Raw genomic sequence first — 16,704 nt, 5'->3', positions numbered from 1 at the left:
CGCCTCCTATTGCAGGGCGATGACCATGGCCACCAGGCCACGGCCTTCGGCGAGAGGTTCCAGGGCCTTGCCGATGACGGCGCCGAAGGCCTGGCCGGACTCGCGCGCTGCCATCGCATGACCCGGGGTGGGGGAGGCCGTCAGCAGATCGCCGACTTCGATCGGGCCGTAGCTCGCGTCGACCTTGCAGGCCGCGCGCCCGAGCATGGAAATGGTGGCCATCTGCCGGTGGTCCGGGCTGTGGTTCAGCACGATACCCGGCCGATAGGCCCCGGCGCCGGCGACGACGCCGACCACCCGCCGGTCGTAGCCGCGACTGCAAGGCTCCAGGCGCCCGTCGGCGCTCATGACCATGACGTCGCCGGGTTCGGCCGCGGTCTCGTCGGCCACCGCGAATTGCTCGGCGGCATCCGCGTTGCTGAGGATGATGTCGCCGGTCGCGCCGTTCAGGTGGATGGTGTCGTTGCCGGCGTCGTCGCGGACGATGATGTCGCCCTCGTTGCCCGCGGCGCCGACATAAAGGGCGGCGTTGCTGCCGTTGAGATGGAAAACCTGCCGGCCGTCGCCGTCCTGGACCGAAATGTCGCCTTCGTTGCCGTCGATTCCGACGCGCAGCCAGGCATTGTTCCCGTCAGCGTGGATGACCTCGCGATTCGACGAGTCGCGGACGATGACGTCGCCCTCGTTGCCCGTTGTGCCGACGTAGAGCCCGGCGTTGCTGCCGTTCAGGTGAATGACGTCGCGGCCGGCGCTGTCGCGCACGATGACGTCGCCTTCGTTGCCGCTGCCGCCGAAGTAGCCGACCGCGTTGCCGCCGTCCAGGTGGATGATGTCGCGGCCTCGGTTGTCCCGGATCACCACGTCGCCTTCGTTGCCGGCGGCGCCGATGTAGGCTGCGGCATTGCTGCCGTTCATGTGGAAGACGCGACGGCCGTCGCCGTCCTCCACCGAGATGTCGCCCTCGTTGCCGTCGGCGCCGATGCGCAGCCAGGCATTGTTGCCGTCGGCATGGATCACGCTGCGGCCCGCGCCGTCATAGACGATGATGTCGCCTTCGTTGCCGTTCGCACCGATATAGAGCGCCGCGTTGCTGCCATTCATGTGAAAGACCTGGCGGCCTTCCCCGTCCCGCAGGAAGATGTCGCCCTCGTTGCCGGTGACGCCCACGTAGAGGGCGGCGGCAGCGGAATTGAAATGCAGTGTATCGCGGTTTTCGGCGTCGCGGATCACCAAATCGCCCTCGTTGCCGGTGGCGCCGATATAAAGCGCGGCGCTGGACGAATTGAAGCTTAGGACCTGCCGGTCCTGTCCGTCGCGCACGCTGATCTCTCCGGCATTGCCGCTGTTCCCGATGCGCAGGGTCGCCGTGCCGCCGTCGAGACGGAAGACTTCGTGATCGCTCGCGTCGCGCAGGCTGAGGTCGCCGCGCTGTCCCGCGGTCCCCAGCCGCATCAGTCCCGAGGCGGCATCGATGTTCAGGACTTCGACGCCGCCGCTGTCGAGGAGCGAGATGGTGCTGTTGTTGGCGTTCAGGACGATGGTCGCCTGTTCGCTGTTGTTCAGGACTTCGACGAGTTCGGTGAACTGTTCGGGCATGAAGGGCCTCCTGTGTCCGGTGACCGCATGATCAGAGTGTGCGTCTTTCACGCTTCTCGCGATGCCGTTCTGCACCGCCGAAGCCCCGTGTCACCGCCGGGGCGCGGCGCCCGTGTGCCGTTGTGAATCTACGCACATTCGCGAAGCATCTTGTTGCGCGATTCCGGGGGGCGGGGCGTTTCTGAGGAAGTACTCTGTAATTTCATGCGCTTCGGCGAGCCGCAGGCAACCGCCGCCACGCGGCATTGTCGGATAGCCGCCCGGCCTTTTCGATCTCCGCTTGATCTCCGCGCGAAGCGCCGGGGGTGGCAGGGATCTCGCGGACCCCGTGGCCAGGCGTGTCATCAAGTGCGTGGCGGCCGTGACCGCGACGGCGAGTTGCTGGATCTGATGCTCGACTGGGCCCCCGACGTAGCAGTGCGGCAACTGATCTTCGTCGACACCCCGGCACGGCTCTAGGAGTTCTGACGTCCACAATTCCGATTATTGAATTGGCAGGTTGCATTGTCCCAAATGTAGTCGCCTTGCGCCTGATCTTTAGTTAAGCTTCAGGTTTTATAGGAATGAGGAAAGATTACACGATGGTTGTGCTGCGCACATTGGCGTTGTTGACTGCTATGGCATTCCTAGGGGGATGTGTCGCGCCATTTCCGCCTGAGTTGCAGGCAGAAAACGCCGGTCGAGTCGAAGAGGTGCTCGCCGACGCATATGAGGAGGTCGGTGAAGCCTACAATGGGGAAGTGGCGGTCTCTGAAATGGCGTTGGCCGGTCTCGCCAATCTTGCGACTGTCGACCCCAGTCTCGCTCTCGAGCAATCCGGCGGCACCGTTACAATGTCTCTCGGCACAGAACCGATTTATCGGTTCGACAAGCCCGCTGGTGAAAGCGCTGATGAATGGGCCGAAGCCGTCAGCGCGGCGCTGATTGCCGTACATGGACGCTCTGGGCGGCTCCAGCGGATCGAACCCCGGCGGCTCTACGACAGCTACATGAACGGCCTGGCGAGCGCCCTGGGCGGCAATTCCCGGTACTTCCCCTCAGAGGAGTTCTACGCTTATCTCTATGCTGCCATAGACGGGCTCGTCGACCTGACCTATGTGCCGGTCGCCGAGGGACTGCGGTTGGTGTCGCTGGACCGTCGCGGCCATCTGGATGCAGCGGGCTTGAAGACCAACGATGTCATCACCCATATCGACAGCAAGGCAACAGCAGGCCGTTCGCGTTTCGAGGTATACTCGCTTCTACGTGGCCCGGTGGACACGAAGATTGTCTTCAATGTTCTGCGCGATGGCGAGGCGCTACCTTCCCCGATCGTGGGCCAGCGGTGGTTGGTCGAGCCACGCAGCTTCACCTTCAGGCGGACGGGCGGCGTTGCGGTCTACGACCTGCCGGTTCTTAACGAGCTTGCTGCCGGTGCACTTGCGAAGAGCTTGGCAGTAGAAACCAAAAGGACAGATGTCGGGAACCAGCCGCCAAAGGGCATTTTGCTTGATTTGCGCGGTGAGCCACCGGTGCCATCGAACGTGGTGCGCAGTCCTTCGGTCGCTCTCGGGCCGAAGCGGCGCGACTGGTCCAGTCTTGGTAGCTACATCGATGCCGGTTTCATGGCAGGGCCGGGAGGGTCGCCGGAGGCCGCCCGCGCCCTTGTTACTGCGTTCATGAGCGATGGGGTTGTGGTCCGGCAGCGCAGCAGACAGAGGGGAGCCGATACTGTTATCGAAGCCGGTGGGATCGATCCGTCGGATCAATTGCCCCTGGTCGTGGTTGTTGACTCTTTCACTGTTGGCGGTGCAGAGATTGCTGCCGCTGCGCTTCAGGATTCCGGGCGAGCGCTTGTCATTGGCGCCGGCACCGCAGGTTCCGGCACCATTCGGCGGAATGTCTCGCTTCACAATCTGGGCATTGTCAATCTTCCTTGGGCTTTCGCTCACGCGCCTTCGGGCTATGGGATCGAGGGCCGCGGCGTGACACCTCGGATCTGCACGTCTTTGCCAGGGGGATCGCTGCAAGGATTGCTGAGTACTCTGCGCCGGGGAGAGGGATTGATTCCGGATGCCCAGCTTGCACGTGCCATGGAGCCCGACGATACAGTCGCAATCGCCGAGCAGCGCGCGCTCTGTCCGCCCGACCCGGACTCCGATGACTTGGCTGTTGCGCTGGGCATGGCCCTTCTGAACGAACCGGAACTTTACGCAAGACTAATGAAACAGGGCCGCAGCTCCTGAACTGACTGAGCGACTCGGCGCCCGCGACGGCTGGCGCTGCTTTCGCTAGACTGGTGGTGATTTCAACCAGCAGAAAGCGGAGCCCGACCATGTCCGATCACGTCTATTCCGTTACCGAGGTCTACGGGTCTTCGACCGACTCCCTCGACGCCGCCATCCGCAACGCCATCAGGACCGCGTCCAAGAGCCTTCGGAACCTGGAGTGGTTCGAGGTTTCGGAGATCCGGGGCCACATCGTCGAGGGTGACGTCGGCCACTACCAGGTCGGCGTGAAGCTCGGCTTCCGCTACGAGAACTGACGGCGGGTCAGGCCCGGTCCTGTTTCGCCCCGTTCCTGCTTCCTGGGCCGCCGTTCACCCCCTTGAACATGCGGCCCAGCAGCATGGAGGTGCGCGGCAGGTAGCGGTAGGGGGTGCGCGGTTCGGTGCCGGCGCGCCGCGTCATGCGGTAGAGCGTGAAGGCCACCAGCATGACGTGGACCGCGGCCATGAAGAGGAACATGGCTTCGGGGCCGGCCAGGGCGATGAGCCATGCGGAGATCGTCGGACTGACGATGGCCCCCAGGGAATAGAGGAAGATCAGGGCGGCGTTCAGCTCGACCATGAAGTCCGGTTCGGCCAGGTCGTTGGCGTAGGCGGCGGAGACCGAGTAGACCGGATAGGCGGTGATCCCGAAGATGAAGGCCCCGAGGTAGAGGCTGGCGGCCTCGCCGGGCGGCACCAGGGTGGCGATGCCCAGGCAGCTGCCGGCGGCCAGGACCGAGAGGCCGAGCAGGACGTGACGTCTGTCCGTCTTGTCGGCGACCCAGCCGACGGGGTACTGCGCGGCCACGCCGCCCAGGATGGCCGAGGCCAGGAAGATGGCGATCTGCCCCTGGTCCAGGTCGTTCTCGACGCCGTAGATCGGCCCCACCATGCGGAAGCCGGCGCCGGTGACGCCGGCGACGACGATGCCCAGGGCCGCCGCCGGCGACAGCATCACCGCCTTTATCGGGCGCAGGCGCGGCGCCTTGGGCGTGTCCGGGGCCACGCGCTGCGACAGGGCCAGCGGCAGCAGGCAGAGGCAGCAGAACATGGCGATGAGGTTGTAGGCGGTGTAGCTCGCAGGTTCCAGAAAGGCGATGAGGCCTTGGGCGCAGAGCGCCCCGGCCAGGTCGACCACGCGGAAGACGCCGTAGACCCGGCCGCGGTTGTCGTTGCCGGTCTTGGCGTGCAGCCAGCTCTCCACCACCGTGTAGGCGGCGGCAATGGCCAGACCGGTGAAGACGCGCAGCAGCGCCCAGACGTAAGGCCCTTGGAGGATCGGGTGCAGCAGCGCGCCAATGGCGCCGATGGCGGCCGCCGCCGCGAAGGCGCGCGAGTGCCCAATGCTGCCGATCAGGCGCGGCGTCACGTAGCAGCCGAGGAAGAAGCCGAAAAAATGCGCCGAACCCAGCAGGCCGATCTGCTCCGTGCTGAAGCCCATGACGGCACCGGATAGGGCGTCCAGGGGCCCCAGCGAGCCGGAGCCCAGCTGCACCAGGTAGATCGACAGGAAGAGGGCGGCGAAGGAGAGAAGGGTCCCCATAGGATACTCACGGAATCACAGGGCGGAGTCTCGGAGGACCCGCAACGGGGACCGGGACGAAGCTTCCCCCAATAGCACCAATTGGGAACGGAAGGGATGCCTATTGTTCGCATCTGTTCCCCCGGTGGCGCAGGGCTGCCGGCGGTCCGGCGGTGTCCCTGTCAAAATTGGCTGGGCCCGAATTGGTGGGGCCCGAATTGGTGGGACCCGAACCGGTTGGGCCCGAAGCGCCGGGGTCCGCCTTGGCGGCCTGGACTGGCGGGAAGAACCTCCTCGGAATTGCCCGGGATGGCGTCAGCTTCAACGATGTAGGATACTATTCTTGATTCTCAATGGCTTCCCAGCCATTCTTTGCCCCTTGTGCCGCGGCTTTCCGCGGCGTTAGTGATATACGAGTTGATCAGCTTTATCCCTGACAAACGTTCAGGTCGGGTAGCTGTTTTTCACCTGCACAGATGAGGAAATAGTCGAATAGACTATTGGCTCAGTAGGACGGTTTGGTTGGGATTTCCCGCCCCCGGAAAGACAGAGGGATGGTTCCGGGGACCGGGATGATCTTGAGGGCCTGCTGCCTTGGAAAATGCGCCGGGACAAAAGTCGCGGCCGAGGAGATCGGCGTTTCGGCTTTGTGCTGACCCGCTATGAGCGGGGCACCCGGCCGGATGCTGCGCAGCTCCGGGCCCTGCCGGACAACGAGACAGCAAAGGGGAGCATCAGACAATGAATGGAGCTTTTCGCATGGCCCTGGCCGCGGCCGGGGTAGCGTTGCTGGCCGGCTGCAGCGGGATGGAGCTGCAGAAGGCGGAATCCATGTCGCCGCAGGGCTCGAGCCACGACCGCAGTCTCTACGACGGCTACTTGGCGCTTTCGGAAGGCGAATATAAGGAGGGCGACTACTCGGACTCCGATGCTTTCGCGATGAAGGCGATGGACGCGGGCAGCGGTAAGGCCGTGCAGCCGGACATGATTGCATCGCGCGAGCTGCCTGCCGACAAGGTTCAAGAGCTGACTGCCGCTCGGCTGCGCCTGATGACGGCGATGTCCGCCGGGGCGGCGGAGGCCAAGCCCCTGGAGGCTGCCGACGCCCAGATCGCTTTCGACTGCTGGATGCAGGAGCAGGAAGAGAATTTCCAGCCGGCCGATATCGCCGCCTGCCGGGACGACTTCATGATGGCGATGACCAAGCTGGAAGAGCGGCCGAAGGTCGCCGCGGCGCCGCCACCGCCGCCCGCGCCGATGATGGCGGAACCCCAGGCCTTCACCGTGCACTTCGACTTCGATGACTCCGGCTTGACTCCGGATGCGCGGGCCATGCTGGCCGACGTGGTCAACGCCGCGAAGAAGGACGACTACCAGACCATCGATATCAGCGGCTATACCGACCTCGTGGGCGCCGATGCCTACAATCAGGTGCTCTCCGAGCAGCGCGCCAATTCGGTCATCAATTTCCTGGTCGACAGCGGCATCGAGGCCGGGAAGATCGTTGGCCGCGGGCTTGGCAAGGCCGACCCCGTCGTTGACGTGCAGAAACCGGAAATGGCCAACCGGCGCGTCGAAATCAGGCTGGAGCCGTGAAATAACCCCGCCGCAGCCACGCGGCGTCACGCACTGACGTCACGCGGCCGCGGCGCCTGACCCCGCGGCAAAATTGCCGTATAGACAAGAAGAAATGGGAGCGTCGATAATGAATCGTGTGATACGTACCTTCCTGGCCGTGGCCGGACTCGCCCTGTTGTCGGGCTGCGCCGGCTTCGGCCTGCAAGAAGCGCAGATGGCCTCGCCCCAGGGCAGCGCTTTCGATCAAGCCCTTTACAGCGGCTATCTGGATCTCTCCGAAAAGGAATTCGACGAGGCGGACTACATCGACTCGGATCACTTCGCCGAGCGCGCGATGGCGGCCGCCCGGGGCGATACCGTCCAGCCCGAGGAGATTTCCGCGCGCGAGCTGCCGGGTAACAAAGTCGGCACTTTGACGGGCGCCCGCGAACGTCTGGTCGCGGCACTGGCCGCCGGCGCGCCGAGCCGGCAGCCCGCCGACGCGGCGGAGGCTCAGGTCAGCTTCGATTGCTGGATGCAGGAGCAGGAAGAGAACTTCCAGCCCGACGACATCGCGGCCTGCCAGAACCGCTTCATCGCGGCGATGGAACGGCTGGAGCCGAAGCCGATGGCCGCGCCGGCACCGCCGCCGCCGCCGGCGCCTGCACCGATGGCGCTGCCGGGTCCCTTCGTCGTTTACTTCGACTTCGACAGCTCTGCCCTGACCTCCCAGGCCCAGGTTGAGCTGGCCGACGTGGTCGAGGCGGCCGAGAAGACGGGTGACGGCGCGATCGACATCACCGGCTACACCGATCTGTCAGGTGCCGAGGCCTATAACCAGGTCCTGTCCGAGCGGCGCGCCAACTCGGTCATCGAGTTCCTCGTTACCGGAGGGGTCGATGCCGCCAGGATCGTCGGTCGCGGCTTGGGCGAGGCCAATCCGGTCGTCATGACCGAGGCCCCGGAGCAGCGCAACCGCCGTGTTGAAATCGAGTTCCGGCGCTAGAGCAGATCAGGGCCGGCTGGAATCGCCGAAGGCGATCCACCGGCCCTGTGACCCTGCTCTATACCTTTGAGTTGGATCGGATTCACACGATTAGACAGGACCACATTGTGGTTCCGTCAAATCGTAATCCGATGTAGGCAAAGCCTCTTCGAAGGTCTGTGCCGCCGCGTTCGTCCCGGATCGGGGAAGGCGCGGCGGCCGGGCCGTCCGGACGCAGGTTCACCTCTCGGACGCGGGTTCACAAGGTGACACTGCGTCCCGCGTCGGCGCAGCCGACCGCCGAAAGATGGGCGGGGTCCGCCGGAATGACGGCGGCCGATTTCCCATCCAAGGTGATGGCCGACGCCTGCGGATTGTCGAGCGCGAAGACGGCGGCCCGTGTGAGGCCGCAGCAGAGCGCCGTGAGAACCCGCCCCGACCCGCCGTGTGCCATGACCAGCGCGGGCTGCTGCAAGTCCAATTCGCTCAGCCAGTCACGCAGCCGCTCCGCCACGGCTGCGAAGCTCTCGCCTCCGGGGGCGACGCTGCTCCAGGGATCCAGCTCGTGTTCGGCGACATCCGCCGGGAAGGAGCGGAAAATCTCGTCCCGGCTGAGGCCTTCCCAGTGGCCGTAAGCCCGCTCCTTTAGACGCTCGTCGTAGTGAGCCGATTGCGGCTGCAGACCCAACTCCTCACAGAGTATCGCCATGGAGCGTGCTGCCCGCGGTAACGGGCTGCACCAAAGCTGCCTGCCGGGCAGATCGGGGTAGCGGTCGGCGAGAGTGCGGACCACGGCGCGGACCTGCGCTTCGCCGGTTTCGGTCAGTGGACTGTCGCTGTGACCCTGATAGCGGCCCTCCACGTTCCAGACGGTTTCGCCGTGTCGAAGGATCAGCAGGGGAGGGGCGTCGACTCTTGTCAGATGGGCGTTCAGAAGAGGCATTTCTTGAATTCCGAGGCTTGTCCGCGGCGGCTTGCCGAAACCGCGCAGGGACCGGCGGTTCGGGACGCTTCAGCGGGCGCCCCGAACCGGGTGGGTAGAAAGCACTGGTGCTCAGTGCTCCAGGAAGACGATCTGGTCGCGGCGGATCTGAAGGCTGACCGGCTCGCCGATGGCGAAGGGTGCCGATCCGAGCTGGTGCGAGCTGTCCACCTGGACCACCTCGCCATTGGTCTCCACCGCATAGCGAATGATGCTGCCAAGAAATTCGGCGCGGACGACCTTGCCGTCCACCCTCGCGTGATTGGGGAGGTCGGAGGCGCCGTGCTCCGAGATTCCCACGTTCTGCGGACGGAACACGACGTTGCGGCAGTCCCCCGCCAGCCTTTCGTCGACCGGCAGGGCGACGCCCCGGTCGGTGCGGAAGACCGTACCGTTCCCGGTCTTCTCGACTCCTCCCTCGAACACGTTGGCGGTGCCGAGGAAGTTGGCGACGAAGAGATTCTTCGGCTGGTCGTAGAGCTCCATGGGCGTTCCGACCTGCTGGATGATGCCGTCCTGCAGCACGGCCATACGGTCGGATGTCGAGTTGGCCTCTTCCTGGTCGTGGGTGACGAAGATGGTCGTGAGCTGGAGTTTGCGCTGCAGGGCGCGTATGTCCTGGCGCATTTGGATACGCAGCTTCGCATCCAGATTGGACAGGGGCTCGTCCAGCAGCAGCACTTTCGGTTCGATCACCACGGTGCGGGCCAAGGCCACTCTCTGTTGCTGGCCGCCGGAGAGCTGCGAGGGCCGCCGTTCCGCGTAGTCGAGCAGGCCGACGAGATCGAGGGCCGCTTCCACCCGCTCCTCACGTTGCGCCTTGGGGATCTTGCGTTCCTCCAGGCCGAAGGCGACGTTGCGCCGCACCGTCATATGCGGCCAGAGGGCATAGCTCTGGAACACCATGCCGACGTTGCGTTCCCAGGGCGGCAGTTTGGCAATGTCTTCGCCGCCGATCAGGATCTGGCCCTTGGGTGTCGGGCCGAAGCCCGCGATGGCCCGCAGCAGGGTGGATTTGCCGGAGCCCGACGGGCCCAGGAAGGAGAAGAACTCGCCGGGCATGACCTCCAGGTTGACGTCTTTTAGAACCTCGGTGGTGTCGAAGGACAGACTGAGGTTCCTGATTCTGACTCCCGAAGCTTCCTTGTTGTTGATCTTCATTGCTTATATCTCCTGAACGGCGGCGGCCGCCGGTGCGCGGGATTTGCGCCCGCTTTCAATGACGCGATGCGAAAGATAGGTGCCGAACCCGACGATGACCACGGCGATCACGCCCAGAGCCGCGCCCGGACCGCGGCCCGAAGCCGATTGCATGAACTCGTAGATGCCGTAGGCGAGGGGGGCGTCTGCCGACGTCGAAACCAGCATGATGGTGGCCGAAAGCTCGACCGCCGCCGTGGCGAAACTGGTCACGAAGCCGGCGAGGATGCCGCCGCTCATCAACGGCACGAGGATGCGCCAGACGGTGCGTCCCTTGGTGGCGCCGAGGTTCTCTCCGGCCTCCTCCAGGGCGACGCTGACCTGCTGCAAGGCGGCCACGCAGGCCCGCAGGGCATAGGGCAGGCGGCGAACCGTCAACGCGACGACGATGATGACCCACCAGGACGCCAGGGGCTTGTCCACGATGGGCACGTCGAGCGCGTAGAAGGTGCGCAGATAGCCGATGCCGATCACGACGCCCGGCACGGCCAGAGCCATGGTGGCGCCGTAGTCCAGCCACTTGCGCCCGGGCAGGCCGGTGCGCCACACCACGTAGGCGATGGCGGTGCCGAGGATGACATCCGCCAGTGCCGCGATGCCGGCGTAGAGCAGCGTGTTGGAAACGTACTGCGTCGCCGTCTGGAAGACGGTGAGGTAGTGGTCCAGAGTGAAACCGTCGGGCAGGACGGAGAATGACCAGATGGTGCCGAAAGACAGCAGCAGCAACCCGATGTGCGGCGACAGCACCAGCAGCAGGATCAGAATGATCACGCCGTAGCAGGCGGTCTTTTCCCAAGGGCGCATGTCCCTCTTGCTGAGGCCGCCACCGCCTTTCTGCGTCGTCGAGTAGTCCTTGCCCTTCAGCGCCAGCAGCGAAACCCAGAGCGACAGCACCGAAAAGGCGATGAGGACGACGGAGATCACGTAGCCCATCGGATCGGAGATGCCGATGGAGGAAATGCGCAGATAGGCCTGCGGCGCCAGCATGGTGTTGACGTTCAGCAGCAGCGGCGTGCCGAGGTCGTCGAAGACCTTGATGAAGACCAGCGCCGCGCCGGCGACGTAGCCGGGCATGGCAAGGGGAAACACGATGCGGCGGAACATTCTGAGGCCGTGGGACCCCAAGTTGTGAGCGGCTTCCTCCATCGAGCGGTCGATGTTCGCCAGGGCCGCGGAAAGGTTGATCAGGATGAAGGGAAAGTAGTGGATGCTCTCGACCAGGATGACGCCGTTCAATCCCCGCATGAAGGGAATGGTAAAGCCGAACCAGTCATTCAGGATCAGGTTGACCGAGCCGTTCTCGCCGAGCAGAAGCTGCATCGCCACCGCGCCGACGAAAGGCGGCATAATCAGCGGCACGATTCCCAGGGTCTGGATGATGACCGCGCCGCCGAAGTTGAAGCGGGTGGTGAAGTAGGCCAGGGGCACCGCCACCAGGGTGGCGATGAGGACCGACATGGCCGAGACGTAGAAGGAGTTGAAGAAGGATTCCTGGAACAGGGCGGTGTTGAAGAAGTCGACGAAGTTGATCAGGGTCAACTCGCCGGTCGCCGGGTCCTGAAAAGCGACGTAGATCACCTTCAACACGGGAACGAAGAGGAAGGCGATCAGAAAAAGAGCAAGGAAGAGGCCGACGCTGGCTGTCGTCCTTTGCCCGCGCAAAGCCGAGAGCATGACTCACCTATCTGAGCAAGCGGTAGACGCGGGAGCGGCGATTGCCGCTCCCGCGTCTCCTGGAAGGGTTACAGAAGCGACTTGGCCTGCTCGGCGAGCTTCGCGGCCTTTTCGTAGTTGCCGCGGGTCATGTCGTCCCACTGCTGTTCGATCTCGGCCTGACGGCCCGTCACCTTATCGCTTGCCTTCTTCCGCTTCTTGGTGAAGACGGCGGCGAAGTCCGGATCGGCCGCTTGCTCGGCGGTGATCGGAACTTCGGCGATAAGAGCCCGGGCCTGCTTGATGAGGCCGGCCGCTTCGGCGTTGTCCTTGCCGGCCAGCGCCGCTTCGGCCTCGTAGATCGCGCTCATCGCACTCTTCAGTTCGTCATGACGGTAGGTGATCATCACGTCGAAGAGGGAGTTGATGACGTTGTAGCGATTCTTGGAGAGGTCCAGGTCGAACTTGACCGCCGCCCCAATGGTCTTGTCCTTGAAGGGATTGGGGAAGTCGGCGGGGGCCTGGGCGTAGGTGGCCGGGTTCACCGGCAGGCGGCGGATCTTCGGGTCCAGAAGCTGAGCCTGGCCCTCGGGCGAGAGGATGAACTCGACGAAAGCTTCCGCGGCTTCCTGGTTCGGGGCGTTCTTGATGATCGCGATGTTTGCCGGCACCAGGGTGGTGACCTCGGGATAGGCGAATTCGACCGGGAAGCCCGAAGCCTGCGAGGAGAGACCGAAGAAGTCGATGACGATGCCCAGGCCGAACTGACCGCTGTTCACGCCGTCCGGAACGCCGAAGCTACGTTCGGTGATCGTCTTCATGTTGGCCGAGATTGCCTTCCACTCGGCCCAGCCTTCCTCCCAGCCGAGACCCTGCAGGACGGTCTCGATCGTCAGGTGCGTGGTACCGGAACGCGACGGCGCACTGATGCCGACATGGCCGAAATACTTCGGGTCCTTGAGGTCCGACCACTGCCGCGCCGGCTCCAGGCCCTTGGCCTCGAGGTAACGGGTGTTCCACATGATGCCGTAGCCCGAGGCCGCGAAACCCAGGTAGTAGCCGTCCGGATCGTTGATCGGGAAGGCGCCGACCTTCTCGGGAATGCCTTCGACTTTCGGTGTGTACTTGGACAGCAGATTGCTGTCCTTGAGCACCTCGAAGGCGTCGGGCGCCGAGGCCCAGAAAAGGTCGGAAGCGTTGTTGTCGGCGGTTTCCTGCAGGTATTTGATGCCGGCGGAGGTCTTCTTGTTGAGGATCTCCACGTCGACGCTCGGATAGGCGGCTTCGAAGGCTGCCTCGAAGGTCTTGGTGGTGTCCGGCGGATAGGAAGTGACGATGGTCAAGGTGCCTTCGGCGGCGGTGGCGACCGAGACCGCCCCGAGAATGAAAGAGACGCTGGCCAAGCCAGTGAGCGTCTTACGCATTTGATTTCCTCCCCAATGTTGGTGTTTTGATGGGGGAGAACAAGCAAAGGTCATGCCAAAGGTGCGGCGAAACGAAAGGCCGGCCCCTTTCCTACACCGAGTCAAAGAGATGGGTGACGGTTGAAGTGGCGCGGACCTTACGCTACCGGGGGTCATAAGCGACCCAGTGGCACCAGTAGATGGGTCAATAATGACTCATATGGGCCGCCGACCCAGGAATGTTGGGGGGCGAGGGGGGCGCTGGCCTCAATCCTGGTACCGCCTGCGGTCCAACCCGTACTTCTTCATTCTCAGATAGAGCTTCTTGCGGGGCACGCCGAGCGCTTCGGCGGCCTTGCCGACGCGGCCGCTCTGCGCCGCGAGGACGCGCTCGATCAGTGCGCGTTCAAAGGCGTCGACCTGGGATTCGAGAGAATTGGCCTGGCCGGCGGCGTTCGCGCGGGCGGCGTCCTGGGAGCGGCGGCCGGGAAACAGCGGCAATCCCAGGACGTAGCGCTCGGCCACGTTGCGCAGCTCGCGGATGTTGCCGGGCCAGTCATGGTTCTGCAGTGCCAGGAGAACGTCGACGGGGATGTCCGCGGCGGCCCGGCCCAGGCGGCGGGCCGAGAGGTTGACGAAGTTCTGGAACAGCAGCGGGACGTCCGCCAGCCTGTCACGCAATGGCGGCAGGGCCACGGTGGCCACGTTCAAACGGTAGTAGAGATCTTCCCGGAAGGTGCCGTCTTCCACCAGGTTGTGCAGGTCGACCTTGGCGGCGGCGATGACGCGGAAGTCGACCGGAATCTCGCGGTTACCGCCGAGCCGCTCGATACGCCGTTCCTGCAGGACGCGGAGGAAGCGCACCTGGACCTGCAGCGGCATCGACTCGATCTCATCGAGAAACAGAGTGCCGCCGTCGGCGTGTTCGATCTTGCCGATACGCCGGTGCTTGCCGTCGGTGAAGGCGCCGGGTTCATGGCCGAAAAGCTCGCTCTCCAGCACCGTCTCGGGAAGGGCGCCGCAATTCAGAGCCACGAAGTTCCCCGCCCGCCTGGGGCCGAAGTCGTGCATGCAGCGCGCCGCGAGCTCCTTGCCTGCCCCGGTCTCGCCGGTGATCAGCACGTCGACGTCGGCTTTGGACAGCGTCGCGATCAGTTCGCGCGTTTCCTCCATCGCCGGGGTCGCGCCGATCATCAGCTCCGACATGGCATCGTCCGGCTTTGTGCGGTGGCGCAGGTAGCGGTTCTCGAGGACGAGGCGCCGGCGGTCCAGGGCGCGGGCGCTGACTTCCACGAGCCGCTCGGGATCGACCGGCTTTTCTAGGAAGTCGTAGGCGCCGTCGCGCATGGCCTCCACCGCTAGCGAGACGTCGCCGTGGCCGGTGATGATCACGACCGGAAGGTCGGGATCGATGTCTCGCACCCGCTGGAACAGGGCCATCCCGTCGAGGCCCGGCATGCGGATGTCGGTAACCACGATCCCGGCAAAGCCGGGGCCCAGCCGCTCGAGGGCCTGGCCCCCGGTCTCGAAGCCCCGGCAGTCGATGCCTTCCAGGCGCAGCGTCTGGCAATAGGCTTCGCGCACATCCGGCTCGTCGTCGACGAGGAAGACCGTGGCTTTTTCGGCGGACGTCATGCCGCCGCCCCCTTCTGACGGGCTTTGTTCAGCAAGATCTCGAATCTGGTGCCACCCGCAGCCATGGGCAGGGCTTTCATGCTGCCGCCGAAGTCTTTGATAATATTGTAGGAGATCGTCAGGCCCAGGCCCAGCCCCTCGCCGACCTGCTTGGTCGTGTAGAAGGGGTCGAAGGCGTGCTGGCTCTGTTCGCTGGTCATGCCGACGCCGGTATCGACGATCGCCATGGCGACCCGTTCCCCGCGTTCTTGGACGCTGAGCTCCAGGATCTTGCGCGGCGAGTCCTTCATCGCGTCCAAGGCGTTGCCGATGACGTTAATGAGCACCTGTTCCAGCCGGATGGGGCCCGCCTGCGCCAGGCAGTCGCCGTCGGGCAGGTGCAGCCTGACTTCGACGCCCTCCCCGGAAATCCGGTTGTCCAGTATCGACAGGGCCTCGCGGACCACCGTCGGCACGGAGGCCGTGCCGACGGTCGACGCGGGCTTGCGCGCCAGCGTCTTGAAGTGGTTGACGGTGGCGCTCGCCTTGCGGCTGAGGCGCTGTATGTGGTTCAGGTTTGCCTGGGCTTCCGCCGTATCGCCGCGCTCCAGGAAGGTGCCAGCGTTGTGCGCGTAGGACTGAATGGCCGAGAGGGGCTGATTGAGTTCATGCGCGATGCCGGCGGCGAGTTGCCCGAGCGCCGCCAGCTTGCCGGCCTGGATAAGCTCCGCCTGGGTTTCGCTCAGCGTGTCCCTGAAGGTCCGCAGCGACTGGGCCATGGTGGTGATTTCATCGGCGCCGCCGGATGGAACGGGCGCCGAGAGGTCGCCGCCGGCGATGGCCTTCATCGATTCGTTGAGCTCGAGAATGCGGCGCACCAGGCGGCGCCCGACATAGAGCCAGATGACGAGGATGGAGATGAGCGTCACGGCGATGGCCGAAAGAATCAGCATGACCTGACCCTGGTAGATCGCGCTCTCGGACCGCTCGGTCATCTGGCGGGCCGACTGGAACACCCCGGCGAGATTGATGTCGGTCTCGCGCTGCAACTGCTCGATGGTCTCGAAAGTGCGGGTGACGAGGCTGATGCCGTCATCCATGGCCGTCAGTTGCCTGCGCCTGAGATCGAAGACGCTGTTGTCGCCGTCGACGTAGGTCAGCAACTCGATGACGGTCTGGCGCAGCGACAGCGCGCTGGCCGGGCTGTCGAGGTTGGCCAGGTCGGCCTTCATCTGATCGACGACCTCGGCGGCGAAGCGCCAGGTGTCGTCCAGTGCCGCCACGTCGGGGGCGGAGGAGGCGCGCCCGACGAGTCCGACCATCAGGTTGCCGGCGGCGTCGATGCGCAGCAGCAGTTCCTGCCGGCGGGCTTCCCGCTGAATAATCTGGCGGTCGGCGGCCGGTCCGTCGCCGGAACTGCGGATCGCCAGGTCCATGTTGAAGCGGGCATCCGAGACGATCGGCTCGATCTCGTCCAGGAAGGCGGCGTGGACCCAGCGCAGCCGCTCAACGTGCTCGAGGTTCTCCGCCGCCAGGAAGAAGCGGTGCTGGACGTTGCGGTCCAGCGCCAGCAAGGTCGCCTCGACGCGATCCACCAAGGCGTTGAGGGCCTTGACCTCGGTATTGCCGCCCAGGGACTGGAACTGCACCAGGATCGCCCGCATGTCGGACAGGGCCGGCTCCAGCCGGCGCCAGACGCCTTGCCGCTCCTTGTCGTCGGCCGCCACGGAGAGGGCGGTGGCCGCCGCGGAGACCTCGCTGCCCCGCTCCGCCAAGCGGGTTGCGTCGGCGAAAGCCGGGATGGTGTCTTCGGAGACCTGCCGCAGGTACTCGCCAAGCGTGGAATACGACCACCAGGCGACGCCCCCGGCGGCGCCGACGAAGACCAGGATACAGGCAAAGGCGGCGAACATCCGGGCGCGAATTCCGGCCCGGCTGGTCGCG

The 16,704-nt window shown here is 64.8% G+C and carries 12 protein-coding genes; 4 read left to right on the top strand and 8 right to left on the bottom strand.

Going from position 1 to position 16,704, the window contains the following annotated elements; translation table 11 throughout:
• Window positions 1–6: 6 nt before the first annotated feature.
• Window positions 7–1,596 (bottom strand): hypothetical protein, encoded by a 1,590-nt coding sequence (locus AAFN88_RS18910; protein WP_347522166.1) that lies wholly within the window; start codon window positions 1,594–1,596, stop codon window positions 7–9.
• Between the two features lie 581 nt (window positions 1,597–2,177).
• Between AAFN88_RS18910 and AAFN88_RS18905 the strand changes: the two genes are divergently transcribed.
• Both AAFN88_RS18905 and AAFN88_RS18900 read left to right on the top strand, forming a co-directional pair.
• On the top strand, window positions 2,178–3,821 hold the full coding sequence (locus tag AAFN88_RS18905; RefSeq protein ID WP_347522163.1) for a S41 family peptidase: 1,644 nt from the start codon (window positions 2,178–2,180) through the stop codon (window positions 3,819–3,821).
• Window positions 3,822–3,910: 89 nt separating this feature from the next.
• Window positions 3,911–4,120, top strand: a complete 210-nt coding sequence (locus AAFN88_RS18900) for a dodecin (RefSeq protein ID WP_347522162.1) — start codon at window positions 3,911–3,913, stop codon at window positions 4,118–4,120.
• 7 nt (window positions 4,121–4,127) lie between these two features.
• Here AAFN88_RS18900 and AAFN88_RS18895 read toward each other — a convergent pair whose 3' ends face one another.
• Window positions 4,128–5,387 carry an MFS transporter gene (locus AAFN88_RS18895; RefSeq protein WP_347522160.1) on the bottom strand — a complete coding sequence of 420 codons (1,260 nt, stop codon included), beginning with the start codon at window positions 5,385–5,387 and terminating at the stop codon, window positions 4,128–4,130.
• Between the two features lie 720 nt (window positions 5,388–6,107).
• Between AAFN88_RS18895 and AAFN88_RS18890 the strand changes: the two genes are divergently transcribed.
• Together AAFN88_RS18890 and AAFN88_RS18885 are read left to right on the top strand one after the other, a co-directional pair.
• Window positions 6,108–6,962: an OmpA family protein gene (locus AAFN88_RS18890; protein WP_347522159.1), complete on the top strand. Its 855-nt coding sequence runs from the start codon at window positions 6,108–6,110 to the stop codon at window positions 6,960–6,962.
• 109 nt (window positions 6,963–7,071) lie between these two features.
• Window positions 7,072–7,929, top strand: a complete 858-nt coding sequence (locus AAFN88_RS18885) for an OmpA family protein (protein WP_347522156.1) — start codon at window positions 7,072–7,074, stop codon at window positions 7,927–7,929.
• Window positions 7,930–8,167: 238 nt separating this feature from the next.
• Here the strand turns inward: AAFN88_RS18885 and AAFN88_RS18880 are convergent, their stop codons facing one another.
• The 6 genes from AAFN88_RS18880 to AAFN88_RS18855 form a co-directional block, all read right to left on the bottom strand.
• A complete protein-coding gene (locus AAFN88_RS18880; protein ID WP_347522155.1) occupies window positions 8,168–8,851 on the bottom strand; it encodes a histidine phosphatase family protein in 684 nt (227 codons plus the stop codon).
• A 111-nt stretch (window positions 8,852–8,962) separates the two neighbouring features.
• Window positions 8,963–10,051, bottom strand: a complete 1,089-nt coding sequence (locus tag AAFN88_RS18875; protein ID WP_347522154.1) for an ABC transporter ATP-binding protein — start codon at window positions 10,049–10,051, stop codon at window positions 8,963–8,965.
• 3 nt (window positions 10,052–10,054) lie between these two features.
• Complete coding sequence (locus AAFN88_RS18870; RefSeq protein ID WP_347522153.1) at window positions 10,055–11,764, bottom strand: iron ABC transporter permease; 1,710 nt, start codon at window positions 11,762–11,764, stop codon at window positions 10,055–10,057.
• Between the two features lie 68 nt (window positions 11,765–11,832).
• A complete protein-coding gene (locus AAFN88_RS18865) occupies window positions 11,833–13,167 on the bottom strand; it encodes an extracellular solute-binding protein (protein WP_347522151.1) in 1,335 nt (444 codons plus the stop codon).
• A gap of 246 nt (window positions 13,168–13,413) precedes the next feature.
• Window positions 13,414–14,781, bottom strand: coding sequence for a sigma-54 dependent transcriptional regulator (locus AAFN88_RS18860; protein ID WP_347522150.1), 1,368 nt, complete (start codon window positions 14,779–14,781; stop codon window positions 13,414–13,416).
• On the bottom strand, window positions 14,778–16,673 hold the full coding sequence (locus AAFN88_RS18855; RefSeq protein WP_347522149.1) for an ATP-binding protein: 1,896 nt from the start codon (window positions 16,671–16,673) through the stop codon (window positions 14,778–14,780). Before AAFN88_RS18855 ends, AAFN88_RS18860 begins: the two co-directional genes overlap by 4 nt.
• Between the last annotated feature and the right edge of the window lie 31 nt (window positions 16,674–16,704).

Origin of the sequence: Pelagibius sp. CAU 1746 (genome assembly GCF_039839785.1) — a bacterium.
GTDB lineage: Bacteria > Pseudomonadota > Alphaproteobacteria > Kiloniellales > Kiloniellaceae > Pelagibius.
This window is presented reverse-complemented; position numbering and strand designations above follow the sequence as displayed.

Bases quoted from the DNA above. Each gene is read 5' to 3' on its own strand.
- AAFN88_RS18860 (WP_347522150.1), bottom strand. From the start codon at position 14,781: ATGACGTCCGCCGAAAAAGCCACGGTCTTCCTCGTCGACGACGAGCCG.
- AAFN88_RS18880 (WP_347522155.1), bottom strand. From the start codon at position 8,851: ATGCCTCTTCTGAACGCCCATCTGACAAGAGTCGACGCCCCTCCCCTG.
- AAFN88_RS18875 (WP_347522154.1), bottom strand. From the start codon at position 10,051: ATGAAGATCAACAACAAGGAAGCTTCGGGAGTCAGAATCAGGAACCTC.
- AAFN88_RS18855 (WP_347522149.1), bottom strand. From the start codon at position 16,673: ATGTTCGCCGCCTTTGCCTGTATCCTGGTCTTCGTCGGCGCCGCCGGG.
- AAFN88_RS18895 (WP_347522160.1), bottom strand. From the start codon at position 5,387: ATGGGGACCCTTCTCTCCTTCGCCGCCCTCTTCCTGTCGATCTACCTG.
- AAFN88_RS18910 (WP_347522166.1), bottom strand. From the start codon at position 1,596: ATGCCCGAACAGTTCACCGAACTCGTCGAAGTCCTGAACAACAGCGAA.
- AAFN88_RS18870 (WP_347522153.1), bottom strand. From the start codon at position 11,764: ATGCTCTCGGCTTTGCGCGGGCAAAGGACGACAGCCAGCGTCGGCCTC.
- AAFN88_RS18890 (WP_347522159.1), top strand. From the start codon at position 6,108: ATGAATGGAGCTTTTCGCATGGCCCTGGCCGCGGCCGGGGTAGCGTTG.
- AAFN88_RS18900 (WP_347522162.1), top strand. From the start codon at position 3,911: ATGTCCGATCACGTCTATTCCGTTACCGAGGTCTACGGGTCTTCGACC.
- AAFN88_RS18905 (WP_347522163.1), top strand. From the start codon at position 2,178: ATGGTTGTGCTGCGCACATTGGCGTTGTTGACTGCTATGGCATTCCTA.
- AAFN88_RS18885 (WP_347522156.1), top strand. From the start codon at position 7,072: ATGAATCGTGTGATACGTACCTTCCTGGCCGTGGCCGGACTCGCCCTG.
- AAFN88_RS18865 (WP_347522151.1), bottom strand. From the start codon at position 13,167: ATGCGTAAGACGCTCACTGGCTTGGCCAGCGTCTCTTTCATTCTCGGG.